Annotated in this window: 19 protein-coding genes; 5 read left to right on the forward strand and 14 right to left on the reverse strand. The window is 41.3% G+C overall.

The window, feature by feature from the left end:
- Nucleotides 1-25: 25 nt before the first annotated feature.
- The 7 genes from ACQ76V_RS00795 to ACQ76V_RS00825 form a co-directional block, all read right to left on the reverse strand.
- On the reverse strand, nt 26-241 hold the full coding sequence (locus ACQ76V_RS00795) for an SHOCT domain-containing protein (RefSeq protein WP_440998559.1): 216 nt from the start codon (nt 239-241) through the stop codon (nt 26-28).
- Between the two features lie 168 nt (nt 242-409).
- On the reverse strand, nt 410-709 hold the full coding sequence (locus ACQ76V_RS00800; protein ID WP_440998560.1) for a DUF5676 family membrane protein: 300 nt from the start codon (nt 707-709) through the stop codon (nt 410-412).
- A gap of 14 nt (nt 710-723) precedes the next feature.
- Nucleotides 724-912 (reverse strand): hypothetical protein, encoded by a 189-nt coding sequence (locus ACQ76V_RS00805; RefSeq protein ID WP_440998561.1) that lies wholly within the window; start codon nt 910-912, stop codon nt 724-726.
- A 245-nt stretch (nt 913-1,157) separates the two neighbouring features.
- Entirely contained in the window at nt 1,158-1,628 is a 471-nt protein-coding gene (locus ACQ76V_RS00810; protein WP_440998562.1) for a hypothetical protein, read from the reverse strand.
- Nucleotides 1,629-1,672: 44 nt separating this feature from the next.
- Nucleotides 1,673-2,059 (reverse strand): DUF302 domain-containing protein, encoded by a 387-nt coding sequence (locus ACQ76V_RS00815; RefSeq protein ID WP_440998563.1) that lies wholly within the window; start codon nt 2,057-2,059, stop codon nt 1,673-1,675.
- Nucleotides 2,060-2,154: 95 nt separating this feature from the next.
- The gene (locus ACQ76V_RS00820; RefSeq protein WP_440998564.1) at nt 2,155-2,496 is read right to left on the reverse strand and encodes a P-II family nitrogen regulator; all 342 of its coding nucleotides are present in this window, start codon (nt 2,494-2,496) and stop codon (nt 2,155-2,157) included.
- A gap of 397 nt (nt 2,497-2,893) precedes the next feature.
- Nucleotides 2,894-3,139, reverse strand: a complete 246-nt coding sequence (locus ACQ76V_RS00825; RefSeq protein ID WP_440998565.1) for a GIY-YIG nuclease family protein — start codon at nt 3,137-3,139, stop codon at nt 2,894-2,896.
- A gap of 745 nt (nt 3,140-3,884) precedes the next feature.
- On the opposite strand from ACQ76V_RS00825, the gene ACQ76V_RS00830 reads away from it, so the two are divergent.
- From ACQ76V_RS00830 to ACQ76V_RS00845, 4 genes are all read left to right on the forward strand, one after another.
- A complete protein-coding gene (locus tag ACQ76V_RS00830; protein ID WP_440998566.1) occupies nt 3,885-4,205 on the forward strand; it encodes a DUF6787 family protein in 321 nt (106 codons plus the stop codon).
- A gap of 36 nt (nt 4,206-4,241) precedes the next feature.
- Nucleotides 4,242-5,513, forward strand: coding sequence for an APC family permease (locus tag ACQ76V_RS00835; RefSeq protein WP_440998567.1), 1,272 nt, complete (start codon nt 4,242-4,244; stop codon nt 5,511-5,513).
- A gap of 45 nt (nt 5,514-5,558) precedes the next feature.
- Complete coding sequence (gene nhaA, locus ACQ76V_RS00840; RefSeq protein WP_440998568.1) at nt 5,559-6,923, forward strand: Na+/H+ antiporter NhaA; 1,365 nt, start codon at nt 5,559-5,561, stop codon at nt 6,921-6,923.
- 265 nt (nt 6,924-7,188) lie between these two features.
- The gene (locus ACQ76V_RS00845; RefSeq protein ID WP_440998569.1) at nt 7,189-7,392 is read left to right on the forward strand and encodes a dodecin family protein; all 204 of its coding nucleotides are present in this window, start codon (nt 7,189-7,191) and stop codon (nt 7,390-7,392) included.
- Between the two features lie 314 nt (nt 7,393-7,706).
- Here ACQ76V_RS00845 and ACQ76V_RS00850 read toward each other — a convergent pair whose 3' ends face one another.
- Together ACQ76V_RS00850 and ACQ76V_RS00855 are read right to left on the reverse strand one after the other, a co-directional pair.
- Nucleotides 7,707-8,303, reverse strand: a complete 597-nt coding sequence (locus ACQ76V_RS00850; protein WP_440998570.1) for a DUF6940 family protein — start codon at nt 8,301-8,303, stop codon at nt 7,707-7,709.
- A gap of 17 nt (nt 8,304-8,320) precedes the next feature.
- Complete coding sequence (locus ACQ76V_RS00855; RefSeq protein WP_440998571.1) at nt 8,321-9,622, reverse strand: PP2C family protein-serine/threonine phosphatase; 1,302 nt, start codon at nt 9,620-9,622, stop codon at nt 8,321-8,323.
- Nucleotides 9,623-9,777: 155 nt separating this feature from the next.
- Between ACQ76V_RS00855 and ACQ76V_RS00860 the strand changes: the two genes are divergently transcribed.
- The gene (locus ACQ76V_RS00860; RefSeq protein ID WP_440998572.1) at nt 9,778-10,149 is read left to right on the forward strand and encodes an STAS domain-containing protein; all 372 of its coding nucleotides are present in this window, start codon (nt 9,778-9,780) and stop codon (nt 10,147-10,149) included.
- A gap of 122 nt (nt 10,150-10,271) precedes the next feature.
- Here the strand turns inward: ACQ76V_RS00860 and ACQ76V_RS00865 are convergent, their stop codons facing one another.
- From ACQ76V_RS00865 to ACQ76V_RS00885, 5 genes are all read right to left on the reverse strand, one after another.
- On the reverse strand, nt 10,272-10,463 hold the full coding sequence (locus ACQ76V_RS00865; protein WP_440998573.1) for a histone H1: 192 nt from the start codon (nt 10,461-10,463) through the stop codon (nt 10,272-10,274).
- Nucleotides 10,464-10,650: 187 nt separating this feature from the next.
- On the reverse strand, nt 10,651-11,319 hold the full coding sequence (locus ACQ76V_RS00870) for a hypothetical protein (RefSeq protein WP_440998574.1): 669 nt from the start codon (nt 11,317-11,319) through the stop codon (nt 10,651-10,653).
- A 10-nt stretch (nt 11,320-11,329) separates the two neighbouring features.
- Nucleotides 11,330-12,037 (reverse strand): cytidine deaminase, encoded by a 708-nt coding sequence (locus tag ACQ76V_RS00875; RefSeq protein WP_440998575.1) that lies wholly within the window; start codon nt 12,035-12,037, stop codon nt 11,330-11,332.
- The gene (locus ACQ76V_RS00880; protein ID WP_440998576.1) at nt 12,037-15,009 is read right to left on the reverse strand and encodes a glycoside hydrolase family 3 N-terminal domain-containing protein; all 2,973 of its coding nucleotides are present in this window, start codon (nt 15,007-15,009) and stop codon (nt 12,037-12,039) included. Before ACQ76V_RS00880 ends, ACQ76V_RS00875 begins: the two co-directional genes overlap by 1 nt.
- A gap of 97 nt (nt 15,010-15,106) precedes the next feature.
- Nucleotides 15,107-17,548, reverse strand: a complete 2,442-nt coding sequence (locus tag ACQ76V_RS00885; RefSeq protein ID WP_440998577.1) for a penicillin acylase family protein — start codon at nt 17,546-17,548, stop codon at nt 15,107-15,109.
- Between the last annotated feature and the right edge of the window lie 59 nt (nt 17,549-17,607).

Genomic DNA, 17,607 nt, shown 5'->3' on the forward strand with positions numbered 1-17,607 from the left:
ATAACCTTTCAGACAGGCCTGATAGCTAGCTGTTTTGGTTCAAAATCTTTTTCCGCTCTTCAAATTCTTCCCGTTCAATTTCGCCGTGTGCGAACCTCTTTTTTAAGATTTCCATGGCATCCTCTTCCAGTTCTTTTTTGGGACGATAGGGGATGACATTGAAAACAACCAGCAGGATAATGCCAACCACAATGAGCCACCATATCCAATGCATGCCTATAAAGTGATGATCGTAAAACATAATCCTGATATTTTAGTTTACAGCTGGTAAATACATCAATAACTGTATTTAAGTCATATTTAAGATAGGAAGAGGTGCCTTAAAACAACCTTAAAATAGCTGATAAAATCAGCCTGTTCTGTAATTAATCGATTGTTTGAATAGGTTGGCGATATATTGCAACCCATTTCATGATGGGTTACTTTCCACCTGTTCATCTGCACCCAATCCAATATTGTATATAGTTGCTATCAAAGCACCGACCAGCCAACCCAGAATAAAGGTTTGTATGAGGCCCAAGAATGCATCCAATGGCGGGACACTCATGCGAATTATGGGTTCTACATCCAGCCCATGCAAAAGGCTGTTAAAGAAAAAGATAGTCGCCTCTCTTCCCACCGAAACCATCAGGATAATACAGCCGATATATAGAACAGTGCCGGTAGCACCAACGGCCAGTCCCATTTTTTTGATGTTTAGCGTTTTCATAGTGACCTCCGAATTTAATGTTGATGATCCTGATGTTTGGATCTTTTTTGGTGGTGACCAATCATCAGGATGTGGCAGGCAAACATCGCCACGACAAATAGAAAGATGATTATATTATTGCTCAGCCCCAGCGTTGGGGCGAAAAACAGAAGCAGAAGTGGAACACCACATCCAATAATCATCCAAAGGGTATGCTTGCTCATTTTTATATGATATGGTTAGTTGTTGGTAAGGGAACTTTTGAGCCTGTTGAACTCTTCTTTTGATATTTCACCGGTTTGAAATCGTCTACGGTGAACTTCGACGGCTGCATTTCTGGTTTCAAGCCGGTGCTTGTCGCAAAGAGCAAGATACCAGATCAGAAGAAAGACCCCAGCAAGAAATAACCACAGTACCGGGGCCCAATGAGTATTTAGAGCGTTTAGCCAATCTATGATCAGTTGTGATGTTATTGATGGTTACTGCCTTTCATGCCATCTTTTTTGTTCATCATTCCCTGGCCATTCATCATGTTACCCTGCATCATTTGCATGCACATCATCTGCATTTTCATCATGGATGAATCACCCATCATCTCCATCATTTTAGAGTGATTCATATTGCCGTTCATCATAGACTGCATCATATCCATGTGTTGTTGCATGCGCTTCTTCATTTGAGGGTCATTCATCATCTTTTGCATATTGCCCATCATCATGGTACTGTCCATCTTCATCGAACCCATCATCTGCTGCATCATTTGTTGGCGCATCTGGGGATTCTGGGCCATGTGTTCCATCATCATGGCGCGCATGGTGGAGTCTTGCATCATCTCCATCATTTGTTGCCTTTTTTGTGTCATGTCTCCCTGCTTCTGCTGGGTCATACCCATAGTTGTAAAGAGTAGCATGAAGGATAGAATCATTGTTAAGCGTTCCATAGTAGTCACCTTTTATTTGGATTAAATTCCAGTTTAATTTCTTGTTATAGGTTGTTTATTACCTTTTTTAATCTCTTTCGGACCTCGTCAGCAATAGGCTGAAGCCGGTCATTGGATACGGCCTGCATCGAAGCCACCGGGTTTACGGCCGAAACTTCTACCATGCCATCTTCATTTTCTTCTACAATGACGTTACAGGGTAGCATCACACCAATTTTGTCTTCCGCCTGCAGCGCCTTGTGGGCAAAGTTTGGATTACAGGCTCCCAAGATTTTATACTTTTTAAAATCTACATCCAGCTTCTTTTTCAGCGTCTCCTTGACGTCGATTTCCGTCAACACTCCAAAGCCCTCTTTTTCGAGTAGGCTGGTTACTTTTTCGATGGCCTGATCATAGGAAAGATCGACTTTCTGTGATGTGAAATATTCCATAGTGTTTTTGGTCTTTTAAGATTCAATAGGTTTTTGATGTTCTGCTGTAACATACAACAACCTCCCTTAAAGCAACCTTAAAGTGTGGAGTTTAATTAATTGAGTATTTCAGCCCCTTCTTTACCATCTCTTATTCGGTATACTTGTTCAATGGACGTGACAAAAATAATACCGTCACCTTTGCGTCCGGTTCGGCCGTTTTCTTGAATAATTTGAAGAATCGAGCTTATCTGTCCAGCTTTAGCTGCTATTTCAATTTTGACAACATGAGTATGCATGGCCGGAAAATTTAGAGAACCATGTTGTTTATCGGGGTCACTGTACCGACCTGTTCCTTCACCTTCGAAAACGGTCATGGAACTGTAGCCTTCATTTCTTAGTGAACAATAAACATCTTCTAAGAGCTTGGCTCGGATATAAGCTTTGATGAGTTTCATACAAACCTCTGCCTTAACTGGAGTTTAAATCTAATATAAAAAGTATTGCTTAAAATAAGCTTAAAAACTCTCCTATTTTTTGATAAGACGTAAAATTATAGGGATGACAATATCTTCGTAATCCAAGCCCCACTGATACCGAACTCTCGAGCAATTTCGGCTTGGGTTTTCCCTTTCACTGAATCAATAAATTCCTTGTAAATTTCACATTGCTCAGCCTGAATTTCTATTTCTCCGGTCTGGTGGGGATTATATTTGGTTTTTATGAATCCATCGGAATGCTTCAGTATGAGTAGAGCGTGCTTAGGGATTAAAAAAGGGGAGGGGTAATATTATTAAAATCAGTTCATTAACAGGTAGTTGACAATACCATTGCGTTGTTACCAATAACAAGAAGTTAGTAAGTAATTAATGATTCTTTTTCTTGTTTTGTGAACTGCTTGATCTGATATTCCCTACTGCAAGCTTGCGAACGATTAGGAAATAGCTCTACATAAACGACTTCTTTTGGTTTGTGGGCCTTTAGGTATTTGGCTCCATCACCCCGTCTATGTTGGTGCCAACGCCGTATCACATGATTTGTGCTTCCTGTATAGAGAGTCCCATCTGTGCAGCGAATCATATATACAAACCACGTTTTCATAAAGTTGGGAATAGTTGGCTGGAATAAAAGTTGATTAGGTTGAGTATAACCAGCTTTTGCGAATAGTAATAGTTTAAGTAACTCATAGCATCTACAATATTATTGATCCGGTGGGGCAGATCAGTATATTTTCAGATATTTATCTGACTAACAAAGAGGCGGGAGGTGAAAAGTATTTGTACTTTTATCATTCCAAGTATATTACTACTTTCTTCAGTTGTTTTATATGCAGAAAGCTAAGCAGACATATTACCTTTCCTTTTTACAGGTTGCATTAATTCTGTTGCTCTTAACAGGGATGCAATTTGAAGTAGAATCGTCTCATCAGATAGATAATGCTTCGACAATCCATATTCAGGAGACACAATCATTCCAATCGCCTTCAAGATTTTCGTTTCGCAGTTTAGCAAAAACATATAATTCTCAGGCGCTTATTTTTTCGTCTCGATCTTCGGAGAATCGATCTCTTTTCTCTTTTCTCACAGTCTGTGAGAATGAACAGAATACCGAGGACAAAAAAGAGAATTGGATCAAAGTTTCTCGAGCTATCGAATTTGCGATACCGACATTGATCAATAAATCCCATCTTTCAAAATCCGGATTCAGGAATTTTTCGATAAAAGACTTACCGCTGATCCTCCTTTCTACTGTAGTATTCTTGCATTAAAGGTTTTGCTATTTACCTGGACTCGTGAATAGCAGGGGGACTACCCTTTAAGAACCATTGCAAGAAGAATCTGATCACATGAAGACCTTATTAAAAAAACTGAAAGAGCGGTGGAAAATTAACAGTAACCGTCAACTGCTGCTAATTTTGGTCATTTTTTCTATCTCTGGCATGTCCGTCCTTTATGTTCGCAAGGCGGCATTTGCATGGTTAGGATTTACCAACCAAACACCCTTTTGGGAAGAAGCAGTAGTCTGGCTGTTAGTCGTTGTTCCATCATATCAGTTGCTATTTCTTATTTACGGCACTTTACTGGGACAATTTGAATTTGCATGGCAGTTTGTAAAGAAAAACATCAATCGGTTAAAACAGCTGGCAAAAAAGGTTAATCTATTGTAATGAACTCATCCAAGATTAACAGAAACCTATGAAGCCATGCCATCTGAAACTAAACTTTCACTTTTTGATGCCTGTGGAATGGCAATAGGAGGTATGGTAGGTGGGGGAATTTTTGCAGTCCTGGGAGAGGCCGTTATGACTTCCGGGAATGCGGCATTTATTAGCCTTGGACTGGGTGGGGTACTGGCACTTATTACGGGTATTGTATATTCAAAGTTAACCATTCAATTTGATGAATCGGGTGGTGAGTTTGTCTTCATAGAACATATTGCAGGAGCGCGGTTTGCAGGTACTATAAGCTGGTTTCTACTCTTGGGATATGTGTTCACCATAAGTTTATATGCGTACACTTTTGGGGCTTATGCGGGACGATTGTTTGGGTTGGGGTCGGGTCCAAATGCTCTATTGGGCAGCATCGTGATAATGGTGATTGTCGGGCTTAACCTTTCCGGTGTTAAAAAATCCGGGATCTCCGAAGATATACTGGTATATACGAAAATCATTATTCTGATTGGATTGATTGGTGTTGGCTTTATTAATGTGAGTCCGGATAAGGTATATCCGATTGTGAATATGGGTATTGGCAGTACTGTAAAGGCGGGGGCTCTGGTATTTGTAGCGTATGAGGGATTTCAACTGCTGACCTACGATTACAACACCATTGAAAACCATAAAAAAAATCTTCCGCGTGCAGTCGTAATTTCGATAACGACCGTTATTGCAATCTATATACTGATTGCTTTTGTGTTAACGGGCTCTTTAAGTCCCGATGTTATCAGTCATCATAAAGAAACGGTCCTCGCGATGTTGGCTGAACCTGTGTTAGGACAATTTGGGATCCTGGTTGTTTTGGTAGCTGCTGTTTTTTCTACGGCCTCCGCAATTTTAGCTACAACCTTTGCGATAGCGCGGCTTGCAAAACGTATAGCTGCCGACGGACAGCTACCGCATCAACTTACAAGCTTACAAAGAGCGGGCTTGCCTGTTTATTTCACCTTTTTGGTTGCAACACTTGCGATTATCGTGCAATTTTTTGGTAACCTGGAACAGATTACAACCTTCTCGAGTCTTGTCTTTCTGTTTGTTTTTTCGATCGTCAACTTTATGGGATACAAACATGCTATTTATGAAGGTTGGAAAAGCAGTCTTCCTGTCGCAGGGGCCGTGGGATGTTTTTCGGCAATGGGTGTGTTGTTATATGAAACCTACGCCTCCAATAAAGAAACGGTATTTATCGTCGGGGGAATTGCAATAGTGCTGCTTGTCTGTCGCGAAGCTTATATCTGGGGACATTCGAAGTATATATAAAGGAAAAGAAAATTGATTAACTATTAACTTAATTGAAAAAAAAACGTGAAAGAACCAACATTTAAAAAATCGATTCAAAACTTTTTTAGAAAAGATTCGGCTGCTGGAATAATGTTGATACTTGCTACTCTTGCAGCATTATTAGTAGCTAATAGTCCAATCAGTGGGTTATACCATCATTTTATGGAATTACATATATCACTTGGCATTTCTTCGCTGAGTATTGACCATTCCGTGCATGAATGGATTAATGACGGGTTGATGGCCATCTTTTTTCTATTAGTGGGCTTGGAGATAAAACGGGAGCTAAAGTATGGAGAACTATCATCGGTACAGTCGGCTCTGTTGCCGGTTATAGCTGCTTTTAGTGGGGCGGCACTTCCTGCATTGATCTTTTGGGCATTAAACGGAGGATCGCCCTATATGAACGGTTGGGCAATACCCATGGCTACCGACATTGCTTTTGTAATTGGGATAATGGCCGTTTTAGGGTCAAAAGTACCTATTTGGGCTAAAGTATTTGTTACAACCATAGCAGTGGTGGATGACCTGATAGCCGTGATGGTGATTGCCATATTTTATACCGAACAGATTAGCATGTTTGCATTGGGTATTGCTGCGGTGTGCCTTGTGATTTTACTGATGTTGAATTACGGAAAAGTAAACAAGTTATCGCCCTATTTGATTATTGGATTTATTATGTGGTGGGCCGTTCTTGAATCCGGCGTTCATGCGACAATTGCAGGCGTAGTGCTCGGCTTTACCATTCCAACGGCCCGGGGATGGAGTGTAGAGCGTCTAAAAGAGTATGCGCGTGAAGGATTTGAGCTATTTCAACAAGCTGCTGACCATAACCTGCCCGTTACCAAGGATCAAGCCCTGCATCACATGGATGCAACTATGCACCAGGCAGAATCCCCTTTGCACCGGTTGGAGCACAAGCTGCATACTCCGGTTTATTTTGTCATAATGCCCCTTTTTGCATTTTCTAATGCGGGCTTGGTTTTTGACCCCCAAATAATAGGTGATGCTTTTGCTTCTACATTGACTTGGGGGATTATACTGGGACTCTTTTTCGGTAAGCAGATCGGAATTTTCAGTGCTACTTGGATAATGACCAAGCTGAACTTTTCTCAGCTTGCCGATAACAAAGAAACTTGGAAGGTAGTATATGGGCTGGCACTTCTGGGTGGAATAGGTTTTACGATGTCGCTTTTTATTGCCAACCTATCATTTGATAATCAACTATTGTTGGAATATTCAAAAGTCGGTATCCTCACAGGGTCAATTATCAGTGGTACCGCAGGATATCTATTACTAAAGCGGCAACCCGAGTATGGTCGTGATACGCAGCAACCTTTTGATGTTCCGGAGCAGCAGGTAGAAAAAGCCGGGACCCATAAGGAATGACAACGGAACCGATGATTTAAATTATTACAAAAGTCTCTTTTCTACCCATAATGGTGATACTATTGTGACGACCATTTATTTATCAATCAGGCTGTATGGCCCGATGATAAGCAATGTTAGTGATAATAGGTACAAGTATTGCTATGAAAAGCTTACAGTAGAAATAGGTTAAACCATTCAAATTTTGCAGGTGATCTCAACTATGTTTGGAGAGCTGATTAGAAAGTCTGGTTAATAGTATTAAAATCTTAAAAGGAGAGTAATTATGTCTTTAGCAAAAGTAATCGAAGTAATTGCCGAGGGAGATACCATGGAGCAAGCTGTTGAAAATGCCGTCAAACAAGCTTCGGAAACGGTAAATAATATCAAGAGTGTATATTGCGAAAATATTCAGGGTATTGTAGAAAACAACCGCATAGAGAAATATCGCGTGAATGCGAAAGTGACGTTTGTTGTAAAAAAATCTTAATCAAATACTTCGGTTCAGCCTTGTTAATAGGTAGATGTTAGATTAGAATGGGCCCCGTATTTTGGTACATGGAAAAAATATGGAGTTTCTCCATCAGCAGGATAAGATTATACCTATGAAGGTGGAAAATCTTACAACGACAGGATTATCTTATCCAGCAAATATTGATGGTTTATTTTCTTTATGATCAAAAACGATAGATAATTTTCGCTATTCTTCTGCGCTGGGTGTTATCGATATGGATGATGGACTTATTTCTTGTCCGGGGGGACGAGGAGGTGGATTGGTCTACAACCAATAGGCGAACGAATAAATCACCTTGTTACAGTATAGGGATGATGCCTATAATATTTGGGCTGCGAGTCTAACCGAACATGGAGCCATGCTACACCGCCTCCGGCGGTATTGAGCCAAATAGTATGATCCGAAATAAGCTTCTTGGTTACTTTCCCTACCATTTGCCAAAAGGCCAATTGTTGTTCTTCAGGAGCATTCTTAGTAAAGACGCCAATATGTGAATAATTGAGTTGTTGATTACTGGGGGTCGGGGCAATCAATTTGGCATCGCCACCCAGGTTCTCGAAGAGTACAACTTGTTTGCCGGGCTGAAAATATTGAAGAAATGGACTCGGATCCGGAGGCAAGTCGATAGCAGGTGCACGCGTAACTGTAAACTCAAAGGATTGATCTAATGAATGCTGGGTAGCAGGGGGTGTTTCCCAGTGATAGGCGCGAAATGGTATATCCGTTAATAGATCAATAAAGAACTGCCGGAATGCTTTTTGCTGCTTCAAGAGATCTAAAAATGCTTCGTAGCTAAGCTGATTATTTGCTCGATATAGTCGATACTTGTAGGCCTTGTTTTCAGTAACGGGGTTAACTTTAAGGCTGTAGTCCATATCATCGATCACCTGCAGCAAATTGGTATTTATTCTTCATCACGCTTTATGACAATTAGCGTAATATCATCACTCTGCTCACTCGATTTACTAAACTCTTTGACGTCCTCAATAAGCAGCTTAATTGTTTCTTCGGGAGTACATTCGGGATGTTCAAGCAACCAATCCTTAAAACGGACTTCTTCGTAAAGGTCGCCATTAGCATTTTGTGGTTCGCTGATACCATCAGAATAAATAATGATTTGCTGGCCGGGTTTGAGCGTAACTTCTCCTTCTTCAAACTCCGCATCATCCATAATACCTACCATCAATCCACCTTTGTTGAGATGGTTGATATCGCCTTTGTCATAATCAATATGAAAAGCATCGGTGTGGCCGGCATTCACATAAGAAAAGGTGTGGTTTTCAGCATCGAGCTGACCGCAGAAAAGGGTGATGAATTTGTGGTTTGGCGTATCTCTGAAAAGCGAACGGTTAACAAATTCAATAGTTTTGGTAAGAGAGTGATTATTTTCAATCTGGGTTCGAAGTACGGCCCTTGAAGAAGCCATCAATAAAGAAGCGGGGATACCCTTTCCGGTTACATCGCCCAATGCCAAAACATGATCCATATTGTTGCTCATTGAAATAAAATCATAATAGTCACCGCCCACATAGGTTGCCGGTTGCGTTATACCTGCAATTTGGTAGCCGGGGATGGTGGGGGCTTCTTTAGGAATAAATCCTGACTGAATTGAGCGTGCCAGATCCAGCTTTTGTTCAAGCAGCATTTTCTGTTTTTGCTGTTCGTGCAGACGTGCATTTTCTATGGCTATAGCTGCTTGATTAGCCAGTGCCTGAAAGATAGGAATTTCAGATTCTATAAAGTCTTCATTCTCTTTTTTATTCAGCGCCTGGATGATTCCAATAATCTCTTTTTTATGATTAAGGAGCGGTACGCAAATAATATTTCGAGTTGTGAATAGATCCGGTTCAATATCACCCAAAAAGCGGGAATCCTTCTCAACATCATTTACTATGGTCGGCTCTTCATTCATAAAAACCCAACCGCCTACGCCTTCGTCTTTGGGGATATGTTGACCGGTAATCTCTTCCGTGGCCGGCCCGGTAGGGATGCTTAGTACCAGGTCATCAGTTTCTTCTTCATAAAGCATAAGCGAGCTGGCTTCGCACTGCATGATCAGCTTAACTGCATTAATGATATCCTGAAGCATGTCATCCAGATCCAGGTTGGAATTGATCTGCCCGGTGAGTTCCATCAAAAGGTCAAGGCGCTCATCTCCAAGAATTTGTTCTGTCTTATTGTTAATAAAATCTGTTTGCTGGTCCATAACGGTCTCTCTAACGTTACCCCTGAATATTTTTTTATTGTTCATAAGGGTACCAATTTTAGTTTTATCGATCAAATTCGCATAATTAGCTAAGTCTTGTATATTATTAGCTCTAAATTTAATTAGAGAGACAACCTAAACAGAAAAAATACCTTATGAATTATTCGATAAACGAGCGATATAACTGTATTTTGATAGAGTTTAATGGAGATCTTATGGGAGGTCCGGATGCCAATAAATTTAACAAAGACCTGCATGATTTAATCGACCAGGACAAAAAGGAAGTGGTAGCAGATTTGAGCAACGTTAAGTTTATGAACTCTTCCGGATTGGGTATTTTAATTGGCGGACTTACAACAATGCGAAATGCCGGTGGCGACTTGCGGATTGCAGGGGCTGATAAGAGAATTGAAAGTTTATTGATGGTTACAAAATTGATAACTGTTTTTAATAGTTATCGGACGGTTGAGGAGGCTATTGAATCGTACGAAGAAGATCCAATAGGAGAAGAAGGTGAAGAGGAATAAAGATATAGGATATGTAGTTTATTTGAGGTGCCGCGAGATTCATGCTTGCGGCATTTTTTTATTGATAATAAAAAAGGCCGCTTTTAGCGGCCTTTAGAAATCAGATAAGTGGATAAACGAAATTAAATTTCGTCAACTTTTCCAGTGTTTTTCCACTCTTGAATTTCCATTCGAATATCTTGCGCCTTTTTCTTCATAGCTTGAAGGGTTTTACGAGCGCGCGTTCCTGCAGCTTTATTTCCCTTGTTGTAGAACTTATTAATATCTGGTTCCAGTTGATCTAACAATTCATTCATTTCATCGAATCGGCTCATTATATGACTCCGTTTGATTAGTGTTAATATTTAAAAATTTCTTCCGATATATATACTTTTGTTACATCGAATGGTCGAATCTATGTATATGGAACTGTCGTGTCAAGTAAAAAAGCCCATTTTAATTCATTAAATGGACTTTTTTCACAAAAAAATGGGGATTCTGAATTTGTTTTCGGAAAATAGGTTAGTTTTTATGGGTATTGATGGCAATAGTTTGATCTAAATTTGGAAGCTGATTAAAATCTCGGGCCGTTGCAATTCGTACGGGATGATGAAAATTGCTAAACTCATCCGGAATTTGGTTCTCCCGGAATTTGGAATCCATCGAGTCCCAGCTTAGATCGGTTTTGGGTTTATTATCTGTAAAAATTTCTGATTCATCGGATTTTGAAAAAAGAAACAGTTGTTCTGCCTGTAATTCATTGTACAAGAAGGTAGATAAGCGTGGCAAAGGTAAGGGTTCTAATTTATCTTCATCAGCGTTTTGGATCAACGTAGAAAGTACTAAAACCGATTTGTTGGGCAGTGTATCCATAAATGTATGATCAAGGATTAACTCACCGTTTTGTTGGGTTATTACATTGCGTTTATAAGGATTAATACCAATGGCAGATACGCCCTCGTCAGCAAGAAGGGCAATAAGACGGTTGTTGAGATCTTTGATGCTACGGATTGTTGCCTCATTTCGCATAACCCCGGTTTGTATTATTCGTTCGGTGTATTCGCTATCGGAATGAATAATAATAGAATGCAGGTCGGAGTTGCTTTGCTGTTGTGAAAGTGAGCGAGCTAAACTGGTTAAAAAGACCCCATTATCTAAGTGATCGTAGTCGAGTGCTGCAATGTATTTCATATAAAAAGAATTATCTGTTTGAAAGTGATGTGGAACTAAAACTATGGGGAAGAAGATCTTCGCTAAAGTGAATGGATTCAGAATTGTCGGCATGATGAAGATGCACTTGTCTCTTTGGCAGGTGTTCAATAATAACCTGTCGGCAAGCACCGCAAGGACTGCTGAATTCTCCTTTGCGGGTGTGTATTTCGAGACTTTTTAATTTATCGCTGCCAAACGTTAAAGCTTTTGCAATGGCAACACGTTCGGCGCAAAGTCCCATATTCCACGAAGTACATTCTATATTTACGCCGGTAAAATATCCCTGATCGGTCTCAATCAGCGCTGAAACTGGAAAATCTGATTCATTGACAACAGCCATATCCAATAGCTGTTTTAGCTTTTCTATTTTGTTGATATTAAACTCCAGAGCTGGATTTTCGAATACAGTACTTTGAAACTTATCCTTATGAAGGGGTTTGGCAGTACACCCTAATTCCGCTTCCCAGCTTGGAATCATCGATGAATTTATTTCATCCGTAAATAGTTCCGAGGGTTGATGGCCCTCGCTTAGGCAGTAAAAAAGGGCATTTTGGGCAGCGCTGATACTCAGTGGATAAGAGATATTTTCGATACGAACCCCGGGAAACCATTTGCCGCTCTCGCTGCGGACAACAGCCGCTGAAGCTTTTTTGGAATAGGGAACATAATTTTGATCGTAAAGGTCGTTAATATCCATTACTCTATGATTGATGACATAACAGCGTTCGCCACTTCTGCTCTTATATTACTGATATTTTTACCGTATGACCGGTAGGGATACGTTCGATTTGTTAAAATAATAATTGCCAGATTTTCTTCGGGATCAATCCAGTAGCTGGTCCCGGTAAAGCCAAGATGACCAAACGTTTTTTCACTGGTCAGTGATCCCGCAGTGCTATTTTTTCCGCTTTTTCGATCAAATCCATAGCCGCGGTTGCTGTGTTTGCCTTGACGCTTGGTAAACTGTTCTATGGTCGAACCGTCCAGGTATTGACGTCCTGCATACCAGCCATCATTTAGCAGCATCTGGCAAAAAATAGCGAGGTCTCGACCGCTCGAAAATAATCCCGCATGACCGGCAACGCCATTTAGATAATAAGACCGTTCATCATGGACCTCGGCATGGATCGTAGTGTCTCGAAAAACCGTGTCAATTTCAGTGGGAGGAATACGATCAACAAAATAGGAGCCCATTTTTCGGGGATTGAAAAAGGTAGAAGACATCCCCAGGGGATAATAAAAAGTTTCTCGCAAATACCGGTCGAGCGGCTTCCCGGAAACTTGTTCTATAATTTCTCCAAGTAGAATAAACCCCAGATCACTATATCGATAATCGGTGCCGGTTTTATAAGTGAGCGGCTCATTTTTAATGGCCTCAATAATTTTCTTCTCTGATTTCAGCGAATCAACATAGATCCTAAAAGGAGGGAGGCCCGAGTTATGTAACAGAAAGTTTCGGATAGTGATATCCTTTTTTTCGCCTTCCGAAAACGCAGGTATATATTTCCCAATTTTATCTTTGAGGTCAATTTTCCCTTCCTCAACCAGTTTCATTACTGCAGCTGTTGTAGCCGTTACTTTTGTGAGTGAAGCCAGATCATAAACCGCATCTTCTTTTATCGGGTTGAGCTTTTTATACGTTTCATACCCAAATCCTTTTTGATAGGCTATGGTTCCATCTTTTACGACAGTGACTACACCACCCGGGAACGTGGAATCAAAAATAGCCTCATTCATGATATGATTGATATTGCGTAGTGAATCTCGCGACAGACCTGCCACTTCCGGTTCATCATAACGCAATGCAGTTTGCGGTAGCTCTATTCCATGGCCGATGGAATATAATCCCGGAATATTAATGGGCAGCTTGCCACTTATTGCTGATCCCCCAAATAGCGCGGGCACGGTACTTTTTACCTGATTACCATTGGCTGACCATGCTAACAGTTGTACATCGGTATCTGATAAATCCTGAACCACATAGGGATTTCCAAAAGCGGTTAACACAGAGGGCTTGTTGCGGATTAGCTTTTTTAAAAAAGGTAACTGTTCATTGTTGAGTTGTACTTTTTGACCGGATTTTACGTAGATAAATGAGCCAATGATAATGAGGTCGGATTTTTGAGCCTCTTTGACCATCTCCTGTTTGTCTTCTTTGCTTGTACGTTGATCCAACAGGTAGGAGCTAACATCGGGATGATAATCTCTGAGCCGTGAGACAAAAGAAGAACCGGTATATCCGCTCTTTCCATCTGAGACTGATACCACCATTACTTTGGGATATTCGGATGCTCGGATCGGTAGAATATCTCTATCATTTTTAAGCAGCGTCAGTGATTTTCTGCTGATTTCTTCGGCAATTAACCGGTTATTTCGAGTGTTAATGTTAGCGCTTAAGGAATCAATATCAATTTCTTTGTCTTCAAAGAGTCCTTGCTGCTTTTTCCACTTGAGGAGTTTGCGAACTGAATGGTCAATGCGCTTTTCTGTAATCTTGCCCGAATTAACAGCTTGCTCAATTTCGCGAAGGGCCGTTAATTCGTCAGGGCTCAATAGCATAAGATCAACGCCCGCCTTCAGTGCTTTTACAACTGCTTCGCCGGGCGAAAAGTTGGAGGAAATACCGTGCATATCTAATCCGTCACTTACAACTACACCGTCAAACTGAAGAGAATCTCTGAGTATGCGATTAAGTACAGTAGCGTCCATTGTTGCGGGTAATGCGGAGTCGGGACTAATTTTAGGGAATGAAATGTGGGCGCTCATTATACTATTTACCCCATTATTGATAGCTGAACGAAAGGGTACCAATTCGAGAGTATCAAGCCGTGCAAAATCGTAGTTAATTACGGGCAAAGACAGGTGAGAATCGATATCTGTATCGCCGTGTCCTGGAAAATGTTTAGCTGTTGGAATGACTCCCTCGGACTGGACGCCTTCAATAAATTTATTTCCATATTCAGCTACAACATCAGGATTGCTTGAAAAGGAACGAACATTAATCACCGGATTCTTAGGATTGTTGTTTACATCCATTACCGGAGCAAAAATCTGTTGAACGCCGAGTGCCTTGGCTTCTTGTGCCGTGATTTTTCCCTTCCAGTAAGCGTATTCGGGATTTTGGGTTGCTGCTACTCCCATGGCGTGTACAAATCGGGTAGTACCTTCTACCCGCATAGCGGCTCCATATTCCATATCTTGGGTGATCCATAGGGGGATTTTCGAGGCACGCTGAAGTTTATTGGTTAAAACCGTCTGACCGTATATAGATCCGCTGAAGAAAACAAGTCCGCCGATTTGATACTCTTGAACATGGCGTAACAACTGCTGGTAAGTATCGCTGTCATTGCTTTGGTAGTTTCCATATGCGCGAATAAAAAACAGTTGACCAATCTTTTCTTTGAGTGACATCTCTGCCAGGAGCGAATCCACATTTACAGAACCGCTAACCTGTTTGTGCTTATCAGCTGCTACTGATTGTTCTTTTGTTTTGGTGTTTTGCTCGGAAATGTTATTCAACACACTTTCCTGTTGAATGCTCCCTGGCTTTGGAGATTCGGAGGTTGTTTTTTTAGATGTAGAGCACGACTGAGTTGAAGTGATGAAAACGGCAATGGAAGCTACCAGCAGAAAGGTGTTTTTGTAAGAAATGGTCAAATAATTGTTCATGAGATTTGAAAAGATGATATCTAATAATACTAAATGGTTGATAACATAGTTGAATGCCGAAGGGGAATCAACATCAGCAAAATAGTAAGCGGAAGTTTTATTCCTCCGCAGGGATAAAGCTCATAGTTTTAAACTGATTTTCGTCAAAAAAAGTACTGTCTTGATACAAAAATTTATACTGACCGTTCAGCCAGCTTTCGGTTTGATCCCCATAATATTCTGAAAGTGGGTTTCCGGATTGCCCCGTTGGATTGATAGACCAACTTTTGCTTACGTCAGAAAAATCAATAATACGTCGAATAGAGGGTCCCAGCACCATTTCGTAGGGATTATTCCAACTGTATTCCCCGTTGTTGATGCTCATGTCATGCCCGTTTACGGGATGTGGCCCATTATTAAGCAAGTTATTAACGATCAATTTCAATGCTTGCGGGGCATTGGGATCTTTGGCGGCTTGCCCAAATAACTGAGGCTCAAAAGTGATAGTATGCAACTGCCCCCATCGCCATTCAAAGGGCTGGTTGCCGTAATTCTGCTGTAGAAAGTTGATAGCTTCGCCCATGCTTTTTTTAATGATATCGTCGCGGGTTTCGATTCTATCTTTCGTATTGATATCATCAAAAAAGCTGCTACCGTTTTGCATAAAGCGGCTGAGTGCACGAATGGGCATTGAAGAGAATCGTACAAAGTTTTCATATCCTGTTTTGCCCATTTCGTCTCTAAAAGTGTTTTCAGCAAGATGGATTAAAAAGACATCCATGATAGAAGCCGCCGTTTCCGATTGCTCATACCGAGAATCCCAGTTTTCTAAGTAGGAAATGGCGGTCTCGTACTGCTGCTGATCACTGTTTTTTAAAACCGGAAGAATGAGTTGTGAGAGATCTTCGGAAAATTTGGAATAGTTATCATTTTGCATCTGCTGGAACAATGGTGGAGAAAGCTGATCGTTTTCCGTCAGGTATTGTTCTATCCGACTGATGCGGGAATCCGGCTCCCAATACACCGAAATATAGTAGGGATAATCACTGTCGACAGGAGAGGTATTTGCGTTGGCTACCCAGCCTCGATCTGGATTAATGATCGTTGGCAGCTGTTCGTCCGGCACATATCCCTGCCAGTCGTGTTCGGTATTCCAGCCTTCTCGCAATAATATCGGATTTTCATCCCGAATGGGAATATTAGCCATCGACAGCTGGGCAATATTGCCAGCTTTATCAGCATAGATGAAATTTTGCGCCGGTACTTTAAAGTTATAGGCCCCTTTTTGAAATTCTTCAAACGATTGTGCCCAGTTCATGGTTAAAAGCGCTTCAATCTCATTGGATACCTCGTAGCCGGTCCACTGCATAGATATAACGCGGTCTTCGGTAAATTTTTGCTCAGGATACACTTCCGAGATCACCGGTCCATGGTTGGTGATCTTGCGGGTAAATAGCGTATCATCTGCTCCCTTTATTTTTATGACCTCTTTTTGGATTTCGAACTTGTCATAAACCGCTTCGTTAGCCAGCGAATCAATAACATATTCGTTGGGGTTTTCGGGATTTACAGCCTCTATAAAAAAGTCGGTATCATCAAGCATGACATTTGTCAGCGACCATGCCAGATGATCGTTCTGCCCTAATATTACGATAGGCGCACCGGCCAGCGTTGCTCCAGAAAGGTTTCGGTTGTTGACGCTCAAGTGTGTTTCGTACCACTTGCCCGGCATATTCAGTCCCAAGTGGGGATCACCCGCTAAAAGAGGTGCTCCTGTGGAAGACTTTTCACTGCCAACGGCCCAAGCATTGCTTCCGACGTGCGAACCCTGCCGCCCCATACTTTTATTTAACCGTTCATTTTTTTCGAGCAGTGGCATCAGCGTTTGCGCCCAGTTAGATTCGGTGGTGTTATTTTTGGTTAGAAATCGGTTGTCGGGCAGCAGCTGGCCGAATTTATCCTCTGAAAGAGTATCTGCAAAATAAGTGTAGTTTAATTCCGATTTCCACGCCAGATTTAACTCCCAAGCCATCATACGTGCCATTGCAATAGAATGAGTTGGTGTCCATGGGATGGGTTCCATTTCGGCCAGCGTAAATTGTATAGGCAGACTTTTGGGATTGTTTTTCACATAAGAGTTGACGCCATCCGAATAAGCTTGAAGTATATTTTTCGTGGAATCGGATAAGGTGGGAGCAATTTTTTGGGCCATATCCCAAAACCCCAGGGTACGCTGTAGTTCGTCGTAGGGAAGGAGGTCTTTTCCCAAAAATTCGGCAAACCGCCCTTCGGCTGCCATCTGACTTAAGGTCATCTGCCAGAGGCGGTCCTGGGCGTGGACATATCCCAGCGCATAATACAGATCCTCCATATTATCAGCATAAATATGGGGTACGCCATGGGTATCCCAGTGGATATCAACTTGTTGCTGGATGCTATCGTGCGTTTGAGTGGATTGATAGTCGGGAAGCGGTCGGTAAAAAGTCCAATAAATGGCCAGACTGCCGATTCCAACAATCAGGATGAGCAGAAAAAGCGCAATACGTAAAAATTTATTCATAAGTCCGCGAAAATAGTTGATGGTAAATCAGGAATGTAGCAAACATAGCAATTAATGAG

Source organism: Fodinibius sp. SL11, assembly GCF_052060035.1.
Taxonomy (GTDB): Bacteria; Bacteroidota; Rhodothermia; order Balneolales; family Balneolaceae; genus Fodinibius.